The following is a 24,389-nucleotide window of genomic DNA, read 5'->3' as shown; positions in this document are numbered from 1 at the left end:
TCTATCTTAATTATGGAGTATCAAGCTAGAGGGTGAAAACTAGCCGTTACTCTTTGCTTTAGCAATACGCGCTAACATTGCATCAAAATCTCCAGTTGAACGTACTTCTACGACTGCCGTAACTACTGCATGCAATGCAACATATTTTAGATAACTTGTAAGGTCTTCACAACCGCTCTCTTTCATCTTTTCTTCTATTTTCGTTTTTTGTGCCTCTGTGACTTTAAATCCAAGTTCTACAGATGCTTCTCCCGTGGATGAACCTGCAGGTGTAAGCGTAAATGCCTGCGTTTTAAGTGCAACGACCTTCACATACGCAGAGATGTCATCAAACCCGTTTTCTGACGCTCTTAAATCTATCGTCTCTTTTTGTTCTTGTGTTACATTAAAGTGTATATCAATAGTGGTATCCATTAATCTTTCTTTTCCTTTAGGATTTTTGTAGGCCATCATATTGTAAATTCACTTAAAACCCTATTTCAAACTTTTGAGCATACTATGATGCTTTAATATTTAAGATATAAAAGCTACAATTCATCCAAATAATTCATTGCTAAAAAAAATGAAAAACGATAAAGGTAACACATATGACAAACGCATTAGAACTCTTACAAGATGAAAATATATCGGCTGAGATTTTAGATCAATTAAGTAAAGATGACAATCCATTTGTCCGCGTACGAGTAGCTGCACATATGAACACATCAGCAGAAACATTAGTGAACTTGAGTAAAGATGAAACGCCTCTGGTAAAACAGTTTGTTGCAGAACATTTAAATACACCTATGGAGACTTTAGTTGAATTAAGTAAAGATAGTGATCTTGCCTATTGGATCGCAGGAAATCCTAATACACCTGTAGAGATACTCAATACACTCAGTAAAGATGAAGATGAAAATGTTCGATCCTCTGTTGCAGTCAATACAAGTACACCCGCTGAGACATTGGATCTCTTAATGATAGATGAAAATGAAGATGTCCGGGCAGCTGTGATGAAAAACCCAGTGATAAAAGCGAAGACGGCAAAGTAACTTTTTCTATCTTTCTTTATGGGCAGTCTAGAGAACTTAAAAATGAAGATCTCTTTTCTATGCAACAAAGTGTAAACATGAAGAGACTTCAAGGCTTGAATAAGCTTTACACCGTTGCTACTAGGATTTACACTTTGATTGATAGACCTTTTCTACCTCTGCGATAAAGGTATCTGTAAACAGTTCTGTAAACTCTTCATCTTCATCATGATAGGCTATGAACCCAAAGAAATCATCAGGTGTAATTTCACACTCACACATTTTATCTATGGCTTCCATAGAATGGTCAGTAGCAAAAAGACCTGCTATCTCTTCTCCTTGATACTCATATTCTTCATGATCGATCTCTTTATAACACTTTTGCTCATGTAACAAGGCTTCAAGTTCATCGATCCTATTAGCTTCCGCCTCTGAGGCCGATCCATTTTTTAAAATGGTCATAATGATCTCTTGCATCTCTGCTAATATTTTTGCCTGTTCACTCATTGTATCTCCTTTTTAATGATCTCTTTTGCTTTTATAAGCACTTTATCGATACTTATTAGTACTCTTCATCTTCGTCTTCATCATTCATACCAAGATTGTCCATAAACTGCTCTGCCAGAATGTTGGCTTTTTTATAAAACTTATCGGCGATCTCAGGAACGAAGAGCCGATAGACTGTCGCGTGAAAAAGTTCTAACCAACGCTCAAAAGTTTCACGGTAAAGCGGTCCTATAAATGCATGCGGAGGAAAAGGGTGTCCCTGATACGGAGACTCGCCTGTCATCATCTGCATCCAAAAATTATATAGGGTGTTAAGGTGTTCATACCATTTACCATTTGTCAGATCATCTCCCAGAGCTTTAGTGAAGATAGGACCTAGGATATCATCTTGAAGTACATCAGTATAAAACTCACGTACCATTCTCTCTATGGAAGGTCTGTCAACTGAATCATAAGGCATTGTCTCTCCTACTATTAATGTCGAGAGTATAGCTAAACTATACTACAAGTGTATTTACGGGTATAGAGCTTTACAACATTACACATTCACTGAACACTCTTTGGTCAGTAAGGTCTCTAACCATTGAACATGTTCTTGTGTTAACGCTAGTTTATTGTAAATACAATCTAACTCTGTTAAGTTTAAAAGATGTATTATCTCTTCTGGCAGCTTTGTAAGCTGATTTTTCCAAAGGGTCAATTTACACAACTTTATAAGTTTTCCAATCTCTTCTGGCAGGGATGTAAGCTTGTTACCTCCAAGCTCTAAAGTCGTCAGACTTAAAAGATCTCCGATCTCTTTTGGTAATGTTGTTATTTGATTTTCTTGAAGAAGAAGCAGCTTTAAATTTCTTAGAGCTCCTATTTGCTTTGGTAACGCCTTTAACTGATTCCCTGGAACGTAAAGTTCCTCTAAATGAATAAGTTTACCTATTTCTGCTGGTAATGCAGTGAGTTGGTTACCTAAAAGATAAAGCTTCTTTAAATGTATCAGGTTTCCTATTTCTGCCGGTAATGCAGTGAGTTGAGCACCAAGAAGATTCAGTTCGGTTAGATTCAGTAACTTTTCTTTGTCTCTTGGTAACCCTCTAAAATAACCACCTTTTAAATATGAATCATGTTCAATCCACTGTAGATCGGAAACAGCGTTTGCATCTGCCCAATCCCACAGTGTTTGAATCCATATATCATCTGTTTTATGCATCACTGACCAAGGCTTACTTATGCTTTATGAAACCCAAGTATATGCCCAAACAGTTTATCTTCTGTGAGTCCCATTTTCGCTGATGTCATCAAGTTGTTATCTTGGTAGTACTTTAATAATGCCTGTGGATCTTGACCTGTCATCGTAGCTTGGTATCCTAGTGCAGCAATGACCTCTTGTTCATGTACATCAATACCCTCTTTTTTAGCTAAGGCTTCAACTATAAGCGCCAACTTGATACTTTTTCTTGCTTCATCACGTACAGATTCTCTAAGCTCTTTAAATTTACCCTTGTCCTCCATATACGCTTTATGTTGCTCTTCACTGAATCCTCTTGTCTTTTCACGGACTTTTGCATCGATCTCTTGTTCTACGATGTTATTAGGTAAGGTGAAATCAAATTTTTCAAGTAAAGCTTCAACAATTTTTGGCTTAAGTTCACGCATATAAATTTGTGACAGTTCTTCAGCAGTGGTTTGTTCTGCAAATTGTTTCTTCAGTGTCTCAACTGTTGCTGTTTCATTATTTAATACTTTTTTTGCAAAAGCATCATCTATCGTCTCTGGTTTTTGCTCCTGAATTTCATGCAGTTTTACAACAAATTTAGCTTCTTTACCCGCTAAATCATCTGCTGAATAATCTTTTGGAAAGGTGACGATAACATCTCTTTCTTCGCCGTATTCCATACCTACAAGCTGCTCTTCAAATCCTGGAATAAACTTGTTGGAACCCACTTGAATATTAAACTTCTCTGCACTACCGCCTTCAAAAGGTTTACCATTAATATACCCTGTAAAATCGATCACAGCAACATCACCATTTTCAATAGGCTTTGGTTCATCTAGCTTGGTAAATGGTGCTTGTTTTTGAGCGAATTCTGCAAGTTTAGCTTCTACAGCTTCAGGGCTTGCCGTAGGTTTTGTGTAAGTCGGTGCGATATCCTTGTAATCAATGTCTACATCGATTTCAGGGCTCACCGCTACTTCTACTTCAAAGTAAATGGAATCATCTTGTTGCTCATATTTTTTAAGCCCAGGTTGCCCCAAAAGATTTTCAACATTTAAATTACCTTCTTTAATTCCAGCACTGATAAAGTCTTGAAAGACTTGTCCTGCTGCATCCTGTTCAATATTTTCATCTGTAGACTTTTCATCATTGGGCTTTTTGGCTGCTTCTTCTTTAAGTTTAGCAACCTTGTCTTCAATCACACTGTTCTCAACTGTACCACTTATAATGTAGTTTATATCATCTACTTTTTCTACTGTAACTTTCACTACAATCCTTTCGGTTTTAATTGCGTAATTTTAGCATTATTGTCTAAAATTAACATTGAGGGCATTGAGCCACTGAATAGCGGTGTAAAATATGCATAAAACCTCTATATGGCAAAAGAAAAAAAGCTTCTATAATGTTATAAGTTAGTCATGCTAATCATACAAGTGTGTTGAAATTTATCATTTCAAGCTATTAAAATATTTTGATTTTACGGTTTAAAATTTGTTATATGAAGGTTTGGATTAATACTATTGCTAGATGATAAGAGAGATCATTTAGCTTAGTCACCCAAGAGGGTGACTATGGCTTGAAGAGCTTACTCTTCGTGACCAGCCATTTCCATTGTAATACAATTACGATCAAGCATGTCAGAACAAACGTATACACAAAGTGCACACCCTTTACATCTATCTTCATCTACCCAAGATGTGTTACCTTCTTTATCGAACATAAGCGTATTCGCTTCTGGACAATATAAAGTACACGTGTTACATTTATATTCAGCACACTTGTCTGCGTCTACTTTTGCTACATAATACATTTAATTCCTTCCTTATATGTCAAATCTGACAATTAGTTCAGATCCACTGATATCTACAGAGTCAGCCATCTCAAAAGTTTTATTGATAACGTTCATATTCGCTTCAAGTAATTGTTCTTTTTTCTTAAACTTTTTCTCAATAGCAGAATCCAGCATAGCTGTACCACCAGAAGAAACGAATGAAGTTCCCAAGAATCTTTCTCTTACCGCTGCTTCAATGTTTTCAGTTGTTACAAGTTTTGTAAGACCAAGAAGCATACCCATCATTGCCATATTCGTTGCAAGTTCAGTACCTGCAATTTTTAGTGCCAATGCTGTTGCATCAAATTGTACAACAGTTGCATTTAGCTCTTCAAGAACGGTAATATCGTCTTCAGTAAGAACATCAAAATCAGTATTGATAATGATCAAACTGTTCGGCTTTAGGCCAGTATAGAAAGGCATTGTATATGATTTACCATGTGTAACAACTTGTGAGTGGTAGATCATAATAATGTCAGGGTAAACAACTTCACCCACTTCATAAATCGGTTGATTAGAAGCACGTACATATGCTTCAACAGGTGCCATTCTTTTTTCAGAACCAAAGAATGGTACCAATGATGCATATTTACCTGCGTTATCCATAGTAGAACCAAGGATGTGAGCAGTAGTTACAACACCCTGCCCACCTAGTCCTGAGATTCTAATATTATATCGTTCTCTTTTCTTTTGCTCAGCCATATTAAACCACCTCTGCTTTTTTTGCTCTTTTAGCCGCTTTTTCTTCAGCTTCTACACGTTCGATTACAGCTTTAGCTTCATCAGTCATGTACTCTTCAAACTGGAATCTTGTTTTCTCTTTCTCTTTTGCATCCGCAAATACATCTTCAGTAGGAATAGAGTACTCAATGTTACATGAAGTATACGCGTGAATAAACGTTGGTCCAACTTCTCTAGCAACAAAGATCGCTCTTCTGATGATTTTTGCAGCTTTTTTGATGTTCGTTGGAGACATTCTAACAGTATACACACAACCAGCAGCTTTTGCTAAATCAGTTGCAGGCATTTTCTCACCTTTTTTACCTAGTGGAGCCATCTTAAGGATAGCACCCTTAGGAGACATACCAGACTCTTGACCACCAGTGTTTCCGTAAACTTCGTTATCAAGCATGATCGTTGTGAATTTTTCACCACGGATCCATGAGTGCATAGTCATAGAGAAACCGATATCCATAGTACCACCGTCACCAGCGATAGTGATAACGTCTTTATGTTTATCTGGGAAACGTAGTCTAAATGCACGTGTAAGACCAGAAGCCATAGCATTTTGGTCACCATAGTTACCATAGATAAATGGAACAGCTGCTTGAGAAATAGCCAAACGACCACATCCAGCTGTACCTAATGTTACAGTCTCTTCAGGTTGTGGAAGTGAAGCGAAGATCAATCTGATGTAATACGCCATCCAACAACCAGAACACATTGGGTGTTCTTCCATTAACTCTTTAAACTGTCCCATGTTACCTGGACCAGCTTCATCTTGAGTCTTTCCAAACGGACCGTAGTCAACTAACTCTACATAATCTTTTGGTAAATATTTTTTAAATCTCTCTGCTGGAGTTATATATTTTAAGCTCATTTTATACCTTTCTTATAGTTTTAGATCATACTCTAGGCCAAGAGCAGTATGAATTTCTTTCATGATCAATTCCACTGGAAGTGTCATACCACCATATACTCTTGGACCCTCTACAACGATTCCACCATTTGGAATAGCTGCTTTAACTTCTTTACATAACCAACCAATAATGTTGTGTTCAGGAACGATTACTGCTTTAGCATTTTTCAATGCATCTCTGATCTCTTGAGTTGGGAATGGTCTGATCGCTTTTACTTTAACGAAACCAACACTTAGTCCATCTTCTTGAGCATATCTGTGCGCTTCTCTACATTGTGCTGCTGCACAACCAGAACCAAGAACAAATACATCTGCTTCAGGGTTTTGAACTTCGATTGGTCCACCAAGGTACTCATAGATATATTTCATCGCACGCTTGTTTGAATCCCAGATCTCTTGCTGCCATACTGAGTGAATCAAGTAAGACATGAAGTTTGACTTTTGAACTGGAGCATCACGCTGGATTCTAGCTGGTGGAGTTTCATTATCCATAGCTGGAACTGGCGCTGCAACTGGATCAAAGTCATTTAGACAAATATCGTCAGCTGTCATATCAACATAACCCTTAGCGTGTGTTACGAAGAAACCTTCTGTTGCAACAGCTACTGGAATATAAACATCAACTTTTTCTGTAATAGCAAATGCTGCCAATGTGTAGTCAAATGTATCTTGCTGATTTTCAGCATGAAGCATTACAGCACCACAGTGCATCATGTATGCCATTTCGATATTATCTGGCTGGATTGATAACGGCGCATTTACAACACGAGTTAAGATACCAAGTACAGCTGGAACTCTATGTCCTGACCATGATACGATCGCTTCTAGACCTCTAAGAAGTCCTGGTCCTGATGTTGCTGTAAATAGACGAACACCTGCTCTTGCAGCACCAGCGATAGCTGACATAGTACCAAGCTCTTCTTCAGCTCTATAGTACTCTTTAATGTGACCTTGCGCATAAATATCACCAACAAGGTGCATTACCTCTGATTGTGGTGTAATAGGATACGCAATCGCCATATCTACGTTTGCTCTTTTAACAGCTTCCGCCATTGCCTGCGCACCTGTAATAAAGTGCTGCTCTCTCGGAGCCTCTTTAAGTATATAATTTATATCTGCTTTTTTCTTATCTAATTGTGGTCTTTGACTTGCATCCATTGATTTTCTCCTTTATTCGACTTCAGTAACGTGCTCACCTTTTTTGGTCATGATGAGACTTCTATACTCGCCATAATCAGCCGGTGATAATGTACTGTAATCTTCTTTTTGTAAAGATGGATTTTCAGGTGGTAGAGTAGTTTCCCACTCAATTCCTAATTTGTTTCTTTCTTCAATTACGATCTCTTTGAACTTTTGAATGTCTGATGCATGTAGATCTCTAATTGATGCCATTGCTTCTTCATGTCCCATATAAGCACATAATGCAGTTGTGTAACAATCAGTACCAGCACGAATCATTCTAAGTGAAAGGTTAGCGTAGTGACAATGTACACCAACAAAAACACATGCTTTGATTCTGTTGTCTAAGATCGTTAGATTTGGGTGATTTGGATTGATTTCAGCCTTCACATCGATTTTTGGATATTTTGGTCTGTAATCTGGCATTGGAATGATTTTACAGTTTGGAATCTCAGATGCAAGATCTAAAATTGCTGCTGCTTTATCTGCAACATCATCTTTCCAGTCCCATAGAACTTGAGGACCAGGGAAGATTGTTGGGTTGTCCCTTGTGAGTAATGCTTTTGCAGCATCTCTCATTGCCTCTTCAGGTGTGACAACATCACCATAAAGTAAAGCTGAACCTTCTGGTGCAAGCTCTACCCCCATCTCCGGTGCCGACTGTGGCATATACCCAGCAGGACCTTCTGTTACTCTTTTCGTCATTGTTGACTCCTTATATGTATGAAAAAGTTTCGAAAAATACACTAAAAGTGTATTAAACATTTTTAAATTCCAGTGTATTAAACATTTAAAATTCATTATCAGTAGATATAAAGTTTATCAAATAGAAAGTACTATGTACGATCTGTTCTTTGAAAAACATGAATTTGTGTCTAATAGTATCGAATATAATTTAAATATAGAAGACAAGACCCATATTAAACCCTATTCAGGAGTAAAATAGTTACCATATGATGCAGGTGTTAGTCAATTCGTTACCATATGTTGCAGCGGTTACGTTGAGAAAGAGATAAAATCATACATGATATAATGATAATAGAGATATCTGCGTCGTTTTATGGCTATACGCTTCTCATTTAATACGAAGCAATTGTATCTCTTATTATGTGATAAAAGAGCTATAATAAAAAGATTCAAGTGTGGATGTTGCGGTTGTTAATGAGATCTGATAAATGGAGTAATATAATAGAGAAAAGCATGGATCAATGATCAAGTCTAAGGAGATTTAGACCTGATCATTGTGTAAATCTATGCAAATACATCGTCTTTTTCTGGATTTTTTTCCTGATACTTTACTATATATGAGCACTTAGCTACAGCTTTTTTATTTTCTTTTTGTATCTCTTGCAGTACATCTTCCAAAAGCATTCTAGCAAGACCTTTTCCAGCTAACTCTTTAGGTACTTGGGTCTCTGTTAAATGCATGTTTCCATTTTGATCCTCATAAGTAATATAGGCTACATAGCCATCTATATGGTATTCATATTTACATTCGTCTTCATTGTGAATGAGTGTATGAGACATGATATCTTCCTTTTATTTTTTTGTGTATTTTATCATTTTTTTCTCTACTGTTTATTAAATATGTATACTTGATACGTATTTAACTTACTTTTGAGTGTATCAAGGATCGCCTAAGTGAGTCAATGTATAGCTCTTTCACCCCTTTGTTTATTTGATTTCCAAGGTGAGTTGTTTAATTTGTAATTAAACAACTAATGCTAGAATACAAAAAAATCATTTTGGGGTATTGATACTATGGCTGAACAGAAAACAAAGCGTTATTTAGAATTACAAATGGAAGAACTTAAAGCCGCTCATGCAGAGGCAGAGGGAGAAGAAAATAATTCTGCTCCTACAAAAAATACTAGAGATAATAGTAAAAATGCTGAAATTGCAAAAATGTATGAAGATGCAGCAGAGTATGAAGAGGGATTAAAAGCTTTTGAAGAAGAGTTAGAAATCGTAAATGCCAATGCACTCAAAGATATCGCTGCAGCATTGATCCAAAAGTTTCCAAATGAAGAGAGAGATTATGCTCAAGAACTACAAACTATATTGGAAATAGGTTGGGCACACCTTGTAGAAGTCGAAAAAACGCATCCAAAAGAACAATTAGAGCTGATCAAAGAAACAGAGTTTAATGATGTTGTAGAAAAATTAAATACTGCATACCCTGATTATAACGGTGACTTTGAAGCAGATGTAAGAAACTTTTTGGTGAAAAGATGGGAAAATCTCATCGCAATTACAAAAGAGCATCTTAAAGAAGAATTGGCAGAGATCAAAACGACAGGTCTTAAACCAAAATATGTCAAAAGAGTTTATGAACAATTCCATGGAATTGTTAAATAAGCTGCTAATTTACAGGCTAAATATAAAACTTTTTTAGCCTAAATAAAATCTTCCTACAAGAGATGGTTTAACCCATCTCTACAGAGTCTATCTCACTTTTAAATTGTTCAATAGAGAAAGTAACCAAATCAGCTATCACTTTTGGTGTATTTTGCATATTTGAACCAGATAAACGGATCTTACGTGTCGGTCTTGTGTATTCACTCACAACATATGTCGCTAAAATATAAGGATCTCCAGAAACATCACAAGTCTCTGATGTTGTCGCTACATCAGGTATACAATATTCAATATCGATCTCTGGGTCTACCATCACATTATTGACAAGTGCAACAATCTCTTCTAATTTCTCTTTCGTTTCTTTTTCACCCATTTCAATTTCTTCAGGATTATTTAGAAGAGACATCACTGATTCAAGTTTTTCTTTCACTTCTTTTTCCAATACCGTTTCTTCCGGATCGTTCATCAGTGCTACAATTTCTTCCAGTTTTTCTTTAATTTCTTTCATAATAATTTCTCCTAAAATAAGTTAGCTGATCATGTTCAATGAAAAGCATGAAGATATGATAGTATGTTCTTCTTATAGATCTATCGCCACCTCATATTACAATTGTATCATATATAAAACAGAAGTGTATAAAAAAAATGAAAAGTTCTCTAAAAAAGGGTAATTGTCCGCAATGTGATACATATAATGGATTAAGATGGCTTATAGTGACGAATAAAAAAATCTGTTATTCCACCATGGCATCTTTTTTATTTTGCATGAAAAGGAACTTCGTCTAAAGAGAAGTCTTGCAGCTTATCGAGTATCCATTGATGTTCACTGGAGTTTTCATCGAGATAAAGATAGATCCCTTCTCCATCCTCATCATTTTGAATAAGTATTCCCCCACTGTTTTCTGTTTCCCATGCTGCTAAAGATTCATATTCTACATACTCTTTTTGTATAATATAGCTTTGTAATGTTATCTCTTTCTCTAGAGAGTAAAAAAGAAATCTTTTCGAAGCGACATCCTCTACTTTTACTGAAGTAGAAGAGTGTAAGTGATGTATTTGATATCCGAAGCTTTCTAAAAGTTCAGATAAAAAATCCTGGGTCCAGGCAAGTACTTGTTTCATACATTTCTTGGTTGCGGGGTCTGTATTGTCTCTATCCAAATATGAAGTATTATAATCTTTACAGATGTTACTATAGTCTATGCCGATACCTACTTTTTTCATCTTAAGCCTCTTGTACCACGTTCACTTCATCTCCAACTTCAATTCTTCCATACTCTATCGGAGATATAAAAAGACCGCGCTTTCCTTGGATGAGTTCAGGAAGCTCAGGTGCAAATGCATAAAGATATCGATAATCCTCGCACGGTCCAGTCACTTCAAAGAGCATTTCACCTATCTCAATGATGGATCCTTTTTTAAGATGATACAGGTCAACATCTACATAAATGTCTTCCATCAAAAGGCCTCTTTCAAAAGCAAGTTCCGCTTCTTCTATAATATCATAACTCTTTTTTGAAACCAGTACCATCGTATGTTCTTTTCCATTTTCATAGTCTCTGCTGCCCATGATACCATTTTCATCACATTCCATGTCTTCTACCCTCATACGGTGACCAGAACGTATCATATCAGGCATAGTCATATATAATGATAATACTTTTCCACTTGTCATCTGTTATCCTTTATAATAATACAAATTTTGTGTGATACTAGCATAATTTATCTGTAATTTCATTACTTTTTTGAATTAGACCATAAATAATAAGCTATTTGTAAATTTGAGCACCTAAAAAGACAGCTGCTCAATTCTGATGCTTTAATGAAAGCTGAACAAGACGTGAGGACAGCTCATAGTTTGAATCAACAAAATCAATGTTGCGCATCTCTTGGAAATGCTGTCTCTCTTCATCAGTGTCGACTTTTATGATAATGTTTGCATCACTGTAGTACTCTGTGACAGCTTGACTAATAAGATCTTTCGAATGTTCATCTTGCATAGTAATAATAACACTGGAACTCTCTTCCACTTTAAGTGACTCCATAACAGGGCGTTTGTTAAGGTGTCCAAAATAAGCAAGGAAATTAATTCTTCTTGCCAATAAGACATGTTGCAAATTGTCTGTGATGATAATAAAATCGATATTTTTTGCATGAAGCTCTTTGGCAACAGCTCTTCCTAGGGTACCAAATCCCACGATAATAATGTGATTTTTCTTATCGATCGGGGTAATAACATCAGATTCATAAAACTCTTTTTCAAAATACGAAGAGAGTTTATAGATATTGTTCAGTACAAACGGGGTGACGATCATGGATACAAAAGTGACTAAAAATAAAAAATTTGCCATATCATGCGTGATCAGATGATTGGCCGCAGCCAAATCAAATACGACAAAAGAAAAGCCTCCTATCTGTGCTAGGGCGAGCGCTGTTTTCATAGAGGTATTGGTATCTGATTTTCTCTTTATAATAAGATAGATAACCCCCATTTTCACTAGAGATACCAATATGAAAATAAAGAAAACCGTATGAAGATTAGAAAACAGATAAACGATATCGATCTTTGTTCCCACACTAAAAAAGAAGACACTCAAAAGCAGATCTTTATAGCTTAAGATGTCTGACTCTACTTTGATGGCGTATTTAGTATCAGCGATCAAAACGCCGGCTATAAATGCTCCAAGAGAGTAGGTAAAGCCTATAGAATGCATCAAGACTGCCATACCCAGGACAATCGTGAAAATGGCTCCAAGAAATATCTCTTCCAGTTGTGTTCTTGCTGCAAACTTCAGCATAGCATCCACGATCTTATCACCTATATAGCGAATAAACAGTACGATAAAAACAAGAGCCAACACTGTTTTTAGCATTACTTCCATGATGGATATATCTGTTCCAGACGCCCCATAGGATAAAAATGTGATAAGTAGCAAAATAGGAATGACCGATATGTCTTGAAAAATCAGAATACCGACCGATTTTTTTCCGTACGGCGTATAGATATCTTTAGACTCTTTCAAATACGGAAGAACGATCGCCGTTGAGGATAAAGAGAATGCCAGAGCAATAATAATAGAACCTGTGACATCTAAATCAAACGCATAAAAAGCCAAAGGGAAAAAGAACAGCACACTTAAAAAAAGTTGCATGGCACCATTAATGAGCAACGTCTCTTTCATTTTTTTAATCTTTTCAAAACTCAGTTCCAGACCGATGGTAAACATTAAAAAGACGATACCAAACTCCCCTACCAATTCCAGAGAATCAATTTTTAGGGTATTAAAATCAAAAAGATAACTAATAATGGTACCCGTGAAGATATACCCAAGAATATGCGAAATATTCTGTTTTTTGAAAATGATATTGAGTAGTGTTGCAATGAAAATCGTTGCAAAAATTGCTAGTAATAAAGTGTCCATGCGAAATTATAATCAGAAATGGAATGCTCAGTATGAAAATATTGTATATAAATTAGACATTACATGTATTTAACCGTACTGATCATTCATAGAATGTTAATTAAGGGGATAAAAAGTGGTGGTTCTGGGGAGATTCGAATTCGCTGTGTAAATCTCTGAAAGCCTTATATATGGGCAATCTTAAATTAAATGGTGGCAGTTGGCAGACAATTAACGTACAAATTTGGCAGACTCTGCCAAAATGTACAAACCTAGACGCATATAAGAATGCATCGAAAATCACGAAGAACAGGTGACATGGGATATACCGGCAATTTCAAATAGCTCAGAGGGCTTTTCTCTATGGTATTTCTCCTCTATTTCTTTAGATTGCTCATCATAGGGGCTTGTCATCACTTCTTGCAACTCTTTAATAAGTGTATAGTCTCCATTGGTGGCTTGTTGATAGGCAGGGACAAGAAACCACTCTCGCAAAGTGTATTTTGGGTTAATAGCTTTCATTTGCTTAGAAAGCTTTTTACAGGATTCAGCCGAATTGGCATTGATGTCGGCAGGGTTTGCAGTATGGATGAGTGATTTCCATTTTTCCAGCCATGCTGACCAGCTTTTTAAAATCTTTTCATTTAATATGGAGTCACCGTAAAAGCTTTTTATGAGTGGAGAGATATCCTCAGGTATCTTGGAGAGTTCACGAAAGAAGATCGTATAATCAACAGAGGTTTCTATCATAAGTGTTATGAGCTCTTTGAACAATACAGCATCAAAGGTACTCAATCCAAGCTTGGCGGACCACATCTTTTGTAACTCTTCTTGCATGACTTTTGGAAAGTCGTTTTTGATCTCATCTAACTGGCTTAGAGCATTCTTACTCGACTCCAGGAGCGGCTTTAACGCCAAGCAAAACATATGAAAGTTACGCTCGGCAGCTTGAGGTTGATTTAAAAATGAAAAGTGCACTCCCCCACCCGTCCATGGCTGATATCTTGGGTCAAACATATCTATAAACCCAAATGGTCCGTAATCGAGAGTGAAGCCACCTGCGGCACAGTTGTCGCTATTGAAATTCCCCTGGCAGTAGCCAACACGGATCCAGTTTGCCACCAAAGAGGTGAGGCGCTTTCGAAACTCACGTGCCAGTAAGAGCACTTTTTCCTGGGTGGGTAAATGCTCTTCGATGACATCACTGTACTCACGATCGATCAAGTGCAACACTATTTTTTCAAGCTCCTCCATCGCTTTTGGATGCTCATTTTTACGCGCACGACGACCGAAAAGTTCAAGTTGCCCCACTCGAATAAATGAGGGTGCAACCCGTGTTGTGATAGCAACAGCCTCATCGATCATGACTTCAGGGTCTCTTGAGTATGATCCGTTTGTAAACCATGGCCGCCTTACCGTCTCTGTTTTTGAGGTGTAGAGACTCAAAGAGCGTGATGTCGGCACACCCAGAGCATGCATGTGCTCTTGTGCCAAAAACTCACGAATACTTGAACGCAAGACGGCACGACCATCAGCACCCCGGCAATAAGGTGTTCTACCGCCTCCTTTAAGCTGCATCTCCCAGCGCTGTCCGTTGATGACACCCTCAAAGATGGAAACAGCTCGACCATCTCCATATCCGTTACCTGTTTGGAAAGGACATTGTTCGTAGTATTCGGAGCCGTAGATGGAAAGCGCATATCCCGTTGCCCAACCAAAACTACGCATCGGTCCTGGAAGCCGCGAGCTATCGCCGGAGAACATCCGGATAAAATCCTCTGATGTTGCCAAGCTATCTGCAAAACCAAGTTCACTAAAAAAGTTTTTGCTATGCGCGATATACTTGGGATCTTTGATTGGCATAGGATTCACGGGGACAAAATGCCCACTAAAGACTTGTCTTGGAGCATGGTCAACACCGTCTGCAGTAGCTTCAGGATCAGAGCTTAGCGTATCCATGAGTGAATAATCTGCCATCGTCGCGAGATCGTAGAGCGTCTCTACCTCTACAGAGGTTTTATTTGTTGAGTTCATAGGTTTTCCTTATTTTAAAAACGTACATATATTTGAAAATTACAACAACCGTATCCCAATATAATCCAGCTGCTCATAGGAATCTTCATTTTTGTTTGCACTATATCAGATGTAACATAAAACAAATGCACCAATGATATAGTTACCCAGCCTATTCAGCTACATATATCTTTTTTTCTCGTTCCCATAATCTCGATGGGAACGAGAAAAAAGGTGTACGCTCTCAAATGTCTACAGCACACTTGTAAATGGTATAAAGCCTATTTCAAACACGCCAATAGCTTTAATACATCAGATTAAGAATAAACTAAAACCCGTTATTATTTGATATTATTGGTAGTGGTGTGTAGGTAGAATACTAATACCTAAATCATCGAGATGATCTTTTGAATCTCTTCTGTAGTGTCCACATCACTAGATGTTAAACCTGCTACAACTTCATTGATATCATCAATATTATCTACCGTCACACCGACTACACCTGCATCAGTATAATCTTCTACTGTTGGAACAGGTTGAGTATCATCATCAGCATAGGATATTATGTTAAATATAGCTATTGGTGGGTAAGTGGTATTAGTATCATAAGATACTTCACCTACACCTCCACCACATGCAATGAAAAGTATGACCATGCTTGAAAGTAAAAGCATTTTGAATTGTTTCATAGCTATATCCTTTTAAATGTATTTTTTTAATATAATAATCTTGTGTGCATTTTTTGTGTAGGTATCTTTTACTACCGAAGAATGTATGATTATGACAATGTGAAATATTTTTCTGTGGAGGATATGTCAGATTATATTTGAGAGCTTTTGGCATGGGGGGGGAATATATCTTCTCACCTTGACAAAGATAGTGCCTTCAAAGCTCTACAGCATGCACTAATAGGTATATACAGTTTAACTCAATATTCATATAGTAATTAGAGTTGACGAAAAGATATTCAAGTGGATAAATACCCTTATAAAAGTGATACCTATCTTGACACCTATGGTTAAATTATGATGATACTATGGTTAGCTAAAAGTGATTAGATTACGTTATATTGGGGATTAATAAGTGGTGGGTCGGGGGAGACTCGAAATCTATTCTCAATCCTCTGAAAGCCCTATATACGGGCAATCTTAAATCAAATAGTTGGCTGTTGGCAAACAATTAACATACAAATTTGGCAGAGTCTGCCAAAATGTAAAAACCTTATAAAATATATAACTTTATAAGGTTATTATAATAACGAAATAGAGGGAGTATTACAATTACAACTCCACGAATTCAATCTCAGCTTCATACAGTTTATCGAGAATTAGTTGGTCTGATTTTAAAATACTTGGATTATATTGTTCAATCGCCTCAATGATCTTCGAGAAAAGATAATGTTCCGTTTCTCTTTCCTCTAGCGTGCCTTTATGTGGTGAAACCATAGAAGATGTGACATGATCTATTATAAACTTATTCATACTTTGAGAGAAAGGCGGTCTGTAACATACTGAGAATACTTTTAATTCGGTTGTTGTCTTAGCCATTTGTTTATCCTTTTTACTGTTCTTATTAGGTAGGATATCTAAAACTCATCTATTTGTACAGATGATGTTTCCATAACTCTAAACAGCAGTACTAGATACGGGCAATCTTAAATTAAATAGTTGCTGTTGGCATACAAATAACGTACATATTTGGCAGAGTCTACGAAAATGTAGAAACCTTATAAAATATATAGAGTAAAACCACTAAAATTTTAGTTTATTTCTAGATAAAAACATCTATTAGATTACATGAAGACCATTTGTTACTTTTTAAAGGCTTTTTAGGTTTAAGTGCTTTTGTTCCCTTTAAAGGCTTTTTTGATTTTAGCTTTTTTAATGGCATGAGAGATTTTCGGGGTTTTAATGGTCCACGTATAGAATCCTTAGTGAACAACATTATATCGCCGTTATGATCCCAAATATTACCTTCTTCATAAAAACCTAAATGAGTTCCTGTAAACGCATAGATATCTTCAATATCTATATAAGCTATCGGTTCACCATCATATGTATAAATTGTTTTATTATCTTCTGTGTAAGCATATGGCTTTCTTTCTTGATCATAAAATTTCAACAACATAAATTTCACCTTCTTTGAATTATTTCTATAATTATTATTACTTAAAAAAGAACCAAAATGAAAGAAAAAATGATTAATTTATAATCATTTGGATATTTACATTAATTTATGAGAAACTAGCAGTAAGAATAATCTAAATTATAACGGCGGGTGATGAGAGACATGACCTCCCGAGACCTAAATAATACTTGAGTTCCGAAAAAATTGGAATAAATTTGGCAGAGTCCAAAATTTCTTAGTCTGAAAGTACGTGTTTTGGGGGATTAAAGTGGTGGGTCGGGGGAGACTCGAACTCCCGACTCATTGTTTTATCAATACTACTCAAACCTTCTCAAAACTCACGTATATAATGGCTATATAGCATTATATGAAATTTAAAATTTTATCAAATTTATGCATTTTTCCACAAGTTTAGGTATAATTGTGGAAACATTTTGTGGAAAACATTTTATATAGAATGGATATTTCTTTTCAAAAAATTAAAAATAATTGAAACAAATAAATATAGCTGAATTAGTTATCCGATTTATGTGTTTCTCTACAAATCTAGACTTAATTGTGGAAACTTTTGTGGAAAACTTTTTATACAAGGACAAATATGGCTTTTCGAAAAATCAAAGCAAAAAAATATAATGGGATAACTGAATACTATAACCCTAAATCTACAGATAGAGAAACACGTGCACTCTACATAAGCTACAGAGATGAATACGGTGAAGCTGTAAAGAAAAAGCTACATACACTTGATAAAGATGATGCACTGATTGAACTGAATAATATAAAAGCAAATGTGAAAAAATTGAAACGTAGATTGGAATCAGATCAAAGAGAATTACAAAGATCCAAAAATATGAAAAAACTCACTCTAATACAGCTTGCAAATTTATATTATGAGCAGAGACAAACAAAAGAAAACCTAAAAGATAAAAATAAATTTTCCAAAAGAGTAATCCCTATCCTTGGTACCAAAGTTGCATCAAAAATTAATCATGATGATATCCAACTGTTACAAAATAAACTGATCGCAATGAAGTATGCACCTAAAACTGTTAATGATACTATTGATAAATTACGTGCTCTTTACAATGTTGCAATTAGAAAAAAATGGGTTGATTATAACCCTGTAGATCGATATATTATTCCAAAATTAGCAGAAGAACATGAACCAGGTATCATATTAAGTGATGAACAATTAAAAATTATGTTTGATGCTTTTCATGATGGACTTCCTGAGTCGGGTATATCTCCACAACCAAGATTATACTTTTTTGCTAAACTTTTATATCATACAGGTGCACGTCCAAGCGCCATTATAGATGTTCAAGTACAACACTGTGATTTTAATCAGAATAAAATTCATTTAAAAGCTATGAAAAAAGGTAAAAGTTACCAACAACATGTAAATACTGAAGTAATGGATCTGATATCCGACTGGATAAAAAAACATGAATTAAAATACGGAGACTACCTCTTTTATCCCACACAAACCTATCAAAGTACAAAAAGCTCTTTGGCAAAACAAAAGCCGGCAAACTATTCTGGAATAAGACGTGCAGGACAAAAAATTTTTGATAAACTGTTTAATGTAGGTATACCAACTAGTGCTGTGATGGATAGGGTTTCATTTTATTCTCTACGAAGAACAAGTGGTACTAAAATATATAAAGCCAAAGGTATCGTTCAGGCTATGCTATTTCTTAACCATACTAATGTAACAACTACTCAGAAATATCTTAATGTTAAAGGAGACATTGATAGTTTTGTTGATGTGCTCTGAAAGAAAATTAGATACTCTTTGTGTCTTAGTAGCCATAAAGATAATCATCTCTTTACTGGTTGTTTTTTAATAATAAGTGCTTCTTGATACGCAGTTTTCTGTAAACTACGTATACTTTCTATGAGCATATCTATTTTTTCCTCACTACCCGTAATTGATTTTTCAAGATGCTTATGTTGAAAATATTTTGTGCTATCTCCATCTTTGAGAAGCTGCCCAATATTATCTGGAACAAAAAACTCACTCTTCCCCTTTAATTTTGTCTTTATTTTATGTAAATAGATTGATATACCTGCATAGTCAAAATCTCCATAATGAACGTATTTATTATCTGTTCCTGGCAGTAGATTGAGCATTGATGGATTAACTAGCATAAACAGTAATCTACTTCCGTAACCGGAAAACAAATGAATCTGTGAGCTTATTTTCATAAGATTTTCAGAATTTTCTACACCTATAATACAGATATCTTTATCGAGTACTATCTGAGTATAATCTGTCAAGAAATAAGAAAGACCATCAATATCGGCATTTGCTGGAACACTAATCCCTTGATATATTTCCAGAGCAAAGGTACTTTTTAAATATATACCCGTTTGTGTGCCTATTTGCTTTTCCTTGTCTCTTGTTGACGACTCTAGCATATTGCCTCTAGAGGCATCTTTATCCTGCATAGTTTCAACATACTTTTTGATATCTTTTATTCCATATACACTTAAGAGATAACTTTGAAGTGCAAGAAGGTTAGTGACAGTATATGACTTCCGTGTTTTCGTTTCACGTTTTTCTGTGATGAGCCTGTGTGAGACAAATTCCAACAGCACTTTCTTGTCTTTAATCTCACCACCCCTAACACCGCCCGTTTCACTATTTTCTATTATTTTTAAGATAACCTTCGCAAAGCTAAGAGGTATTTTACGCATTATCCAATACCTCATCTTCATTCACTACATCTTCTCTACTTACTAGCAGATGTGGAACAGTCACATTTTGATCCCCTACTTTTTGTAGCTTATATACATTTCTATGTGTAGAGACCAACATTTTGGCTGGAAGTGCATTGATGAAACTTATTCCTCTTTCGTTCCCAAAAATTATTACCTCTTTAAAATATCCCTCAGAGAGCTTTCCTATTTCATCTATCATACAATGGATTCTTCCTTCACCAATACTTTCTTTTTTAAGGATATCAAGGAAAGAAATATTTATCAGCATCTTGACGAGTGCATCAGTTCCTTCAGAACCTATCCCGTTTAGAGACATTTGCCACCCGCTATCGTTATTGTTCTCTACTACCCTGAACCGGATATCAAAACAATCTTCAAGCGTAAGCTCTTCATTTTTTGATTCCTCAAGTCTTGTATTAATTAAACCTAGGAGTGATATTAGTTTCCTATCCTCAGAAGGGCTTGTCTTACTATTCTCTTGCGTATAGAAGTGCTCAAAGAGTCCTTGGCCGACAAATGCCCTCTCCCTCTCCTCAAACTCGTTCCTTAGTCGTTTTAGAAGCTTTAGTATCTCACTGCTGTCACTCTGATAACCTTTGATTTTATCTTCATCCGGCATCTCTATCTCTATAGACTTTATTACCGATATCCCTGTCACACTGCCGAGTTGAGTTCTTATCTTTCGTAAATATACTCTAATCTCATCTAATTTCCCCTCCAAAATCCTTATCTGGTTAGAAGTATCTGAAAGGTGAAGCATAAGAAATCTGACAAGTTCGACAATAACCATATCAGTGTATCCCTTATCAATAAAAGCTTTCACACTTCTTGCAACACGCATATTCTCTTCAGAACCACTTTTTTCCATATTTACTTTTTCAAGACCGAAGAAATTAAAATCCGAAATTCCAGAAAAGAAATTGTTTATCTTGTATCCAAGTTGTCTTTCATCAAATAGTTTTTGGGTCTCTGCAGCTTCCAGTCTCGCAATAAGCTGAATAATGGTAAGTCTTATATATTCAGATACACCATGCATATCTTGATATTCTCTTACTTGTTCCAGACTATCAAGATTTTCTATCGCTGTTATTGTTCTTCCCGTATAAGCCAAAAATCTATTTGTCTCTATAGTCGAGGACATGAGTTTAGTATACTTATCAATATCATTCTCATGAAGATTCTTTATCTTAGCTATGAGTTGATTGTGTTTTTCCTCTATATTTTTTATCTCTTCAGCAACTTTTTTCCGTTCTGCTTCTCTAGTTTTCTTTTCCTGTTCATTTTTATTTTGTATCTCATTCAACTCATATTCAATGTCATCTATCTTATCAATATATTCTTTTTTAAATTGCATATAAAGCGTTACTTCTCCAGAGAAACTATCAACTCTCTTTATATGAGAGCTAATGTCTTCCACTTTTCTTTTTAACTGCTTTATGGTATCTACATCAACACCCTCTTTATGCTGTATTTTTTCAATATTCTCTTCCTGCTCTTCTATTTCCCTAATAATGTCCTTCATTAATCCCGCATATATCTCTTTTGCTCTATGAAGTGCTACTTCCAGTTTTTGAAGGATTTCTCTTTTTATTGCCTCTTTATTTTGTTCTAAAAGAAGTTTATTTTGATTCCTCTCCCTTTTTAATATCGTTACATCCTCTTGAATACTTTTTTCCACTACAACAAGCTCATCTATTTCTTTTTGACGAGCAGCTATTCTATTTTTCTTCTCATCTTGAGCTTGCGATTCCAATCCTATAAGTGTTGTCGTGTTGGACAAGATAGATGTCTCTACCCTACTCACTTCTATGGAGATCTCGCTCTTTCTTTTATTTATTTTTTGTCTGTCTTTTTCAATCATCATTCTTTTTGAAGAAAATTCGTCCTGTATCCTGGTAGTTTCGCCATTGAGATGTACATTTATTTCAGATATCTGGGATTCTGCCTGTTTTTTTTCTTTTTCCCAGTACGCTATATCTTTTATTTCTATATTCTGTAATACAACACCATATATTGACAAGGAACTCTCATTCTCGAAATACGTTGGCTCAGCATCTTTTTTTAACAAGACTTCATTACTAAGTAAGGAAATTACCTCATCTTTTCGAACTATGTCATTTTTTAAAATAAAATCAATAACAGTGCCCTCCTCATATTTTATGAGGCTTTCTACTTTTTTAACTATTGAAACAAGCGGAGCTTTCTTTATATCTGCAGCATTGATCTTAGCAGTTATAAGTGTTTCTTCTTCTCTATTCGCAGACTCCAAAGCCTGGTCTTGCTCACGCATGTTGTCAGATAAGACTGCTTCTTCTAAACTCAATTCTTCTTTTTTAGTTTTTAAAGTATCTATCTTTTCTCTAAGTGTAATCATTTCTTCTGTTTCATGGGAAGCATATTTTATTTTCGAAAGTTCATCATTCTTGGTGATTTTTTTATCAGTGAGTTGATTCTGCTTCTCTTTTAGCTCTTCTTCTTTGTCGTTAATAAGTACTTCTTCTTTATTATATGCTTTCTGCAACTCATCCAATTGCACCTCACGTTCATCTGCGTGAGCTTTCTGCATTAATAACAGCTCTTCTTTTTCTTTAAATTTCACACTCTCAAGTCTCTGCTTACTTGCTTCAACTTCTTGTTTTAGTTCTCGTGTTAGATCCTCAGCTTTGCTTTCAAGTACCACTATTTGTCTATAAAGAGAAGAGTGTTGTTCTCTCATTGTATCTAGCTGTGCTACTTCTTTAGCCTTTGAGTCAATATCCTTTTCTAGATACTCTTTTCTTTTCTTGTGAGCATCCTTAAGTCTCTCTTCGTAGATACCTTCTCTCTTTGTAGCCTGAGTTTCAAGGTTTTTGTGCTCCCTGTCCTGCTTATCTTTCTTATCTGAAACAAGGTTTAGTGCTTTCCGTATCTCTACCTCTTCTGCTTTTAGTGTCGTAAGCTCATTCATTACATACACATACCTCATCTTTATAGATATGGCAGTGTCATTGATTATTTGCAGATTATTATTTACAGAATCATAGAGGGAAACAATTTCATCTGCAATAGGTCTCTTCTTATCTACTCTTTCTATCTCCTCTTTTTTGAGAAGAATAATCCTAGTGTCTTCTTTGAACTTAGAGAGCCTAAAGCCACTACTACTGGAATTATCTATCGCTGAGGTCAGGATACTTTTTATGCTTTCTGAATCTATGCGGTTGTTCACAAAAATATTTCGTATCGTTTTGCCTACAAGGTTATTTTCATTAGAGGATATTCTCTTACCTTGAAAAGGGGAATATTTTCTAAGTTCGGTATCATCTATTGTTCCATATATGATCCGTTCAAACTTTGTTGCCGTAGAAATGTTTCGACTTTCAGAAGTACACAGTGTTCTAAGACTTGTAAACAGATCATTAGGTAGTTTTGCTATTTGTCCATCAAAAAATAGACTTTTCATATCTATTTCTTGTATTTCACCAAAGCTAAAAAATTTAAAACGCATCTTTCTCTGCTCTTCTTCTCTGAATAGAACAACCATGTTCTTCCCGTTCTGATTATTATATTGGTAAACCACATAGGTATTTGAAGTATCGGCAGGAAGATAATAATCAGTGAAACTCTTTTTCTGAGCTTGTATCCCAAGATCTTTTTTATCAAGTTTGGGATAATAAAAGAATAGTCCTGCCCTGATAAGTGTAGTTTTACCGGCGCCATTCGTACCTGTTAGGAGTGTATTCCCCCTAAAGTCAAATTCCCCAAATCCATAATCAGCGCTGTTTATCAATGTGACCTTCACAAGTTCGCTTACCATTCTTCTTCATCCTCTTCTTCTTTTCTTTTGACTTTTAAGTTTTCAATGGAGTTCGCCATCTTTTGAAAATGCCTATAGGAGCTTAATACTTTGTACTCTCCTCCATACTGATCTGTTTTTTCCATATATCCCATCTTGACTAGAACATTAAGTGCTTTTCCCTCGATATCGTCAATAAGTGTCTTCCCTTTTCTCATAGCCATGATTACACCAAGTTGTTCCTTTGCAGCCATATCTTCAGTCACTGCAGAGGCAAGTTCTTTACTTGTTACAATATAATCAACATCAAGGTCTTTTTTGCAAGTGTAGATAAATCGAAAAATATTTATGGCCTTAATAAGTGCGTCTATTCTTGGCTTTAGGTATTCTTCGAGGTCTTTATCTTTGATGATTGCATTGAGATAAAAGTAGTCACCTCCATCTACAAGTTCATACCCCATCTTTTCAAAAAAATCGTACATCTCTTCAAAGTTTTTTACACAGAACTCAAAGAGTTTTTGCTCTGCCAAACTTGAAGAATTTTTTGTTAAAAATCCTCCTTTTCCTTTTTGAAGAAAAAGATTATAAACTTTTGCAGTTGTTTCGTTTGATGCCACT

General features: G+C 35.7%; 25 protein-coding genes. 3 read left to right on the top strand and 22 right to left on the bottom strand.

What is annotated here, in order from left to right; all coding sequences use genetic code 11:
- Positions 1-39 precede the first annotated feature (39 nt).
- The gene (locus LDM93_RS01305; protein WP_223890126.1) at positions 40-453 is read right to left on the bottom strand and encodes a hypothetical protein; all 414 of its coding nucleotides are present in this window, start codon (positions 451-453) and stop codon (positions 40-42) included.
- Between the two features lie 134 nt (positions 454-587).
- On the opposite strand from LDM93_RS01305, the gene LDM93_RS01300 reads away from it, so the two are divergent.
- Positions 588-1,031: a hypothetical protein gene (locus LDM93_RS01300; protein ID WP_223890124.1), complete on the top strand. Its 444-nt coding sequence runs from the start codon at positions 588-590 to the stop codon at positions 1,029-1,031.
- Positions 1,032-1,151: 120 nt separating this feature from the next.
- On the opposite strand, the gene LDM93_RS01295 is transcribed toward LDM93_RS01300, so the two are convergent.
- From LDM93_RS01295 to LDM93_RS01250, 10 genes are all read right to left on the bottom strand, one after another.
- Positions 1,152-1,517 (bottom strand): hypothetical protein, encoded by a 366-nt coding sequence (locus LDM93_RS01295; protein ID WP_223890123.1) that lies wholly within the window; start codon positions 1,515-1,517, stop codon positions 1,152-1,154.
- Positions 1,518-1,572: 55 nt separating this feature from the next.
- Entirely contained in the window at positions 1,573-1,977 is a 405-nt protein-coding gene (locus LDM93_RS01290; RefSeq protein ID WP_223890122.1) for a group III truncated hemoglobin, read from the bottom strand.
- Positions 1,978-2,055: 78 nt separating this feature from the next.
- Positions 2,056-2,721, bottom strand: a complete 666-nt coding sequence (locus LDM93_RS01285) for a leucine-rich repeat domain-containing protein (protein ID WP_223890121.1) — start codon at positions 2,719-2,721, stop codon at positions 2,056-2,058.
- A gap of 17 nt (positions 2,722-2,738) precedes the next feature.
- Complete coding sequence (tig, locus tag LDM93_RS01280) at positions 2,739-3,995, bottom strand: trigger factor (RefSeq protein ID WP_223890120.1); 1,257 nt, start codon at positions 3,993-3,995, stop codon at positions 2,739-2,741.
- 317 nt (positions 3,996-4,312) lie between these two features.
- On the bottom strand, positions 4,313-4,537 hold the full coding sequence (locus LDM93_RS01275) for a 4Fe-4S dicluster domain-containing protein (protein WP_223890119.1): 225 nt from the start codon (positions 4,535-4,537) through the stop codon (positions 4,313-4,315).
- 12 nt (positions 4,538-4,549) lie between these two features.
- Positions 4,550-5,260: a 2-oxoacid:acceptor oxidoreductase family protein gene (locus LDM93_RS01270; RefSeq protein WP_223890118.1), complete on the bottom strand. Its 711-nt coding sequence runs from the start codon at positions 5,258-5,260 to the stop codon at positions 4,550-4,552.
- 1 nt (position 5,261) lies between these two features.
- A complete protein-coding gene (locus tag LDM93_RS01265; RefSeq protein WP_223890116.1) occupies positions 5,262-6,158 on the bottom strand; it encodes a thiamine pyrophosphate-dependent enzyme in 897 nt (298 codons plus the stop codon).
- A 12-nt stretch (positions 6,159-6,170) separates the two neighbouring features.
- Positions 6,171-7,355 (bottom strand): transketolase C-terminal domain-containing protein, encoded by a 1,185-nt coding sequence (locus tag LDM93_RS01260; RefSeq protein ID WP_223890114.1) that lies wholly within the window; start codon positions 7,353-7,355, stop codon positions 6,171-6,173.
- Between the two features lie 12 nt (positions 7,356-7,367).
- A complete protein-coding gene (locus tag LDM93_RS01255; RefSeq protein WP_223890113.1) occupies positions 7,368-8,081 on the bottom strand; it encodes a carbon monoxide dehydrogenase beta subunit family protein in 714 nt (237 codons plus the stop codon).
- A gap of 546 nt (positions 8,082-8,627) precedes the next feature.
- Entirely contained in the window at positions 8,628-8,903 is a 276-nt protein-coding gene (locus tag LDM93_RS01250) for a GNAT family N-acetyltransferase (RefSeq protein ID WP_223890112.1), read from the bottom strand.
- 234 nt (positions 8,904-9,137) lie between these two features.
- On the opposite strand from LDM93_RS01250, the gene LDM93_RS01245 reads away from it, so the two are divergent.
- Positions 9,138-9,734 carry a hypothetical protein gene (locus tag LDM93_RS01245; protein WP_223890111.1) on the top strand — a complete coding sequence of 199 codons (597 nt, stop codon included), beginning with the start codon at positions 9,138-9,140 and terminating at the stop codon, positions 9,732-9,734.
- A gap of 67 nt (positions 9,735-9,801) precedes the next feature.
- On the opposite strand, the gene LDM93_RS01240 is transcribed toward LDM93_RS01245, so the two are convergent.
- The 8 genes from LDM93_RS01240 to LDM93_RS01205 all read right to left on the bottom strand — a co-directional run bounded on the left by LDM93_RS01240 (position 9,802) and on the right by LDM93_RS01205 (position 17,275).
- Entirely contained in the window at positions 9,802-10,242 is a 441-nt protein-coding gene (locus LDM93_RS01240; RefSeq protein ID WP_223890110.1) for a hypothetical protein, read from the bottom strand.
- A 248-nt stretch (positions 10,243-10,490) separates the two neighbouring features.
- Positions 10,491-10,958 carry a hypothetical protein gene (locus LDM93_RS01235; RefSeq protein WP_223890109.1) on the bottom strand — a complete coding sequence of 156 codons (468 nt, stop codon included), beginning with the start codon at positions 10,956-10,958 and terminating at the stop codon, positions 10,491-10,493.
- 1 nt (position 10,959) lies between these two features.
- The gene (locus LDM93_RS01230; protein ID WP_223890108.1) at positions 10,960-11,409 is read right to left on the bottom strand and encodes a hypothetical protein; all 450 of its coding nucleotides are present in this window, start codon (positions 11,407-11,409) and stop codon (positions 10,960-10,962) included.
- 130 nt (positions 11,410-11,539) lie between these two features.
- Positions 11,540-13,156, bottom strand: coding sequence for a cation:proton antiporter (locus LDM93_RS01225; RefSeq protein WP_223890107.1), 1,617 nt, complete (start codon positions 13,154-13,156; stop codon positions 11,540-11,542).
- A gap of 279 nt (positions 13,157-13,435) precedes the next feature.
- Complete coding sequence (locus LDM93_RS01220) at positions 13,436-15,169, bottom strand: YdiU family protein (RefSeq protein WP_223890106.1); 1,734 nt, start codon at positions 15,167-15,169, stop codon at positions 13,436-13,438.
- Positions 15,170-15,534: 365 nt separating this feature from the next.
- Positions 15,535-15,837 (bottom strand): hypothetical protein, encoded by a 303-nt coding sequence (locus tag LDM93_RS01215; RefSeq protein WP_223890105.1) that lies wholly within the window; start codon positions 15,835-15,837, stop codon positions 15,535-15,537.
- Positions 15,838-16,428: 591 nt separating this feature from the next.
- Positions 16,429-16,695, bottom strand: a complete 267-nt coding sequence (locus tag LDM93_RS01210; RefSeq protein ID WP_223890104.1) for a hypothetical protein — start codon at positions 16,693-16,695, stop codon at positions 16,429-16,431.
- A 223-nt stretch (positions 16,696-16,918) separates the two neighbouring features.
- Positions 16,919-17,275 carry a 4-fold beta flower protein gene (locus LDM93_RS01205; RefSeq protein WP_223890103.1) on the bottom strand — a complete coding sequence of 119 codons (357 nt, stop codon included), beginning with the start codon at positions 17,273-17,275 and terminating at the stop codon, positions 16,919-16,921.
- 598 nt (positions 17,276-17,873) lie between these two features.
- Between LDM93_RS01205 and LDM93_RS01200 the strand changes: the two genes are divergently transcribed.
- Positions 17,874-19,052: a site-specific integrase gene (locus tag LDM93_RS01200; protein WP_223890102.1), complete on the top strand. Its 1,179-nt coding sequence runs from the start codon at positions 17,874-17,876 to the stop codon at positions 19,050-19,052.
- Positions 19,053-19,096: 44 nt separating this feature from the next.
- Here the strand turns inward: LDM93_RS01200 and LDM93_RS01195 are convergent, their stop codons facing one another.
- The 3 genes from LDM93_RS01195 to LDM93_RS01185 are packed head-to-tail and all read right to left on the bottom strand — an operon-like array spanning position 19,097 to position 24,388.
- Positions 19,097-19,975, bottom strand: a complete 879-nt coding sequence (locus LDM93_RS01195) for a hypothetical protein (RefSeq protein ID WP_223890101.1) — start codon at positions 19,973-19,975, stop codon at positions 19,097-19,099.
- Entirely contained in the window at positions 19,968-23,792 is a 3,825-nt protein-coding gene (locus LDM93_RS01190) for an ATP-binding protein (RefSeq protein WP_223890100.1), read from the bottom strand. Before LDM93_RS01190 ends, LDM93_RS01195 begins: the two co-directional genes overlap by 8 nt.
- A complete protein-coding gene (locus LDM93_RS01185; protein WP_223890099.1) occupies positions 23,786-24,388 on the bottom strand; it encodes a hypothetical protein in 603 nt (200 codons plus the stop codon). Before LDM93_RS01185 ends, LDM93_RS01190 begins: the two co-directional genes overlap by 7 nt.
- Position 24,389: the final 1 nt, after the last annotated feature.

Origin of the sequence: Sulfurovum sp. TSL6 (assembly GCF_019972115.1) — a bacterium.
Lineage (GTDB): Bacteria > Campylobacterota > Campylobacteria > Campylobacterales > Sulfurovaceae > Sulfurovum.
Note: the sequence above shows the minus strand (reverse complement) of the source record. Positions and strands in the feature narration are given on the sequence as shown.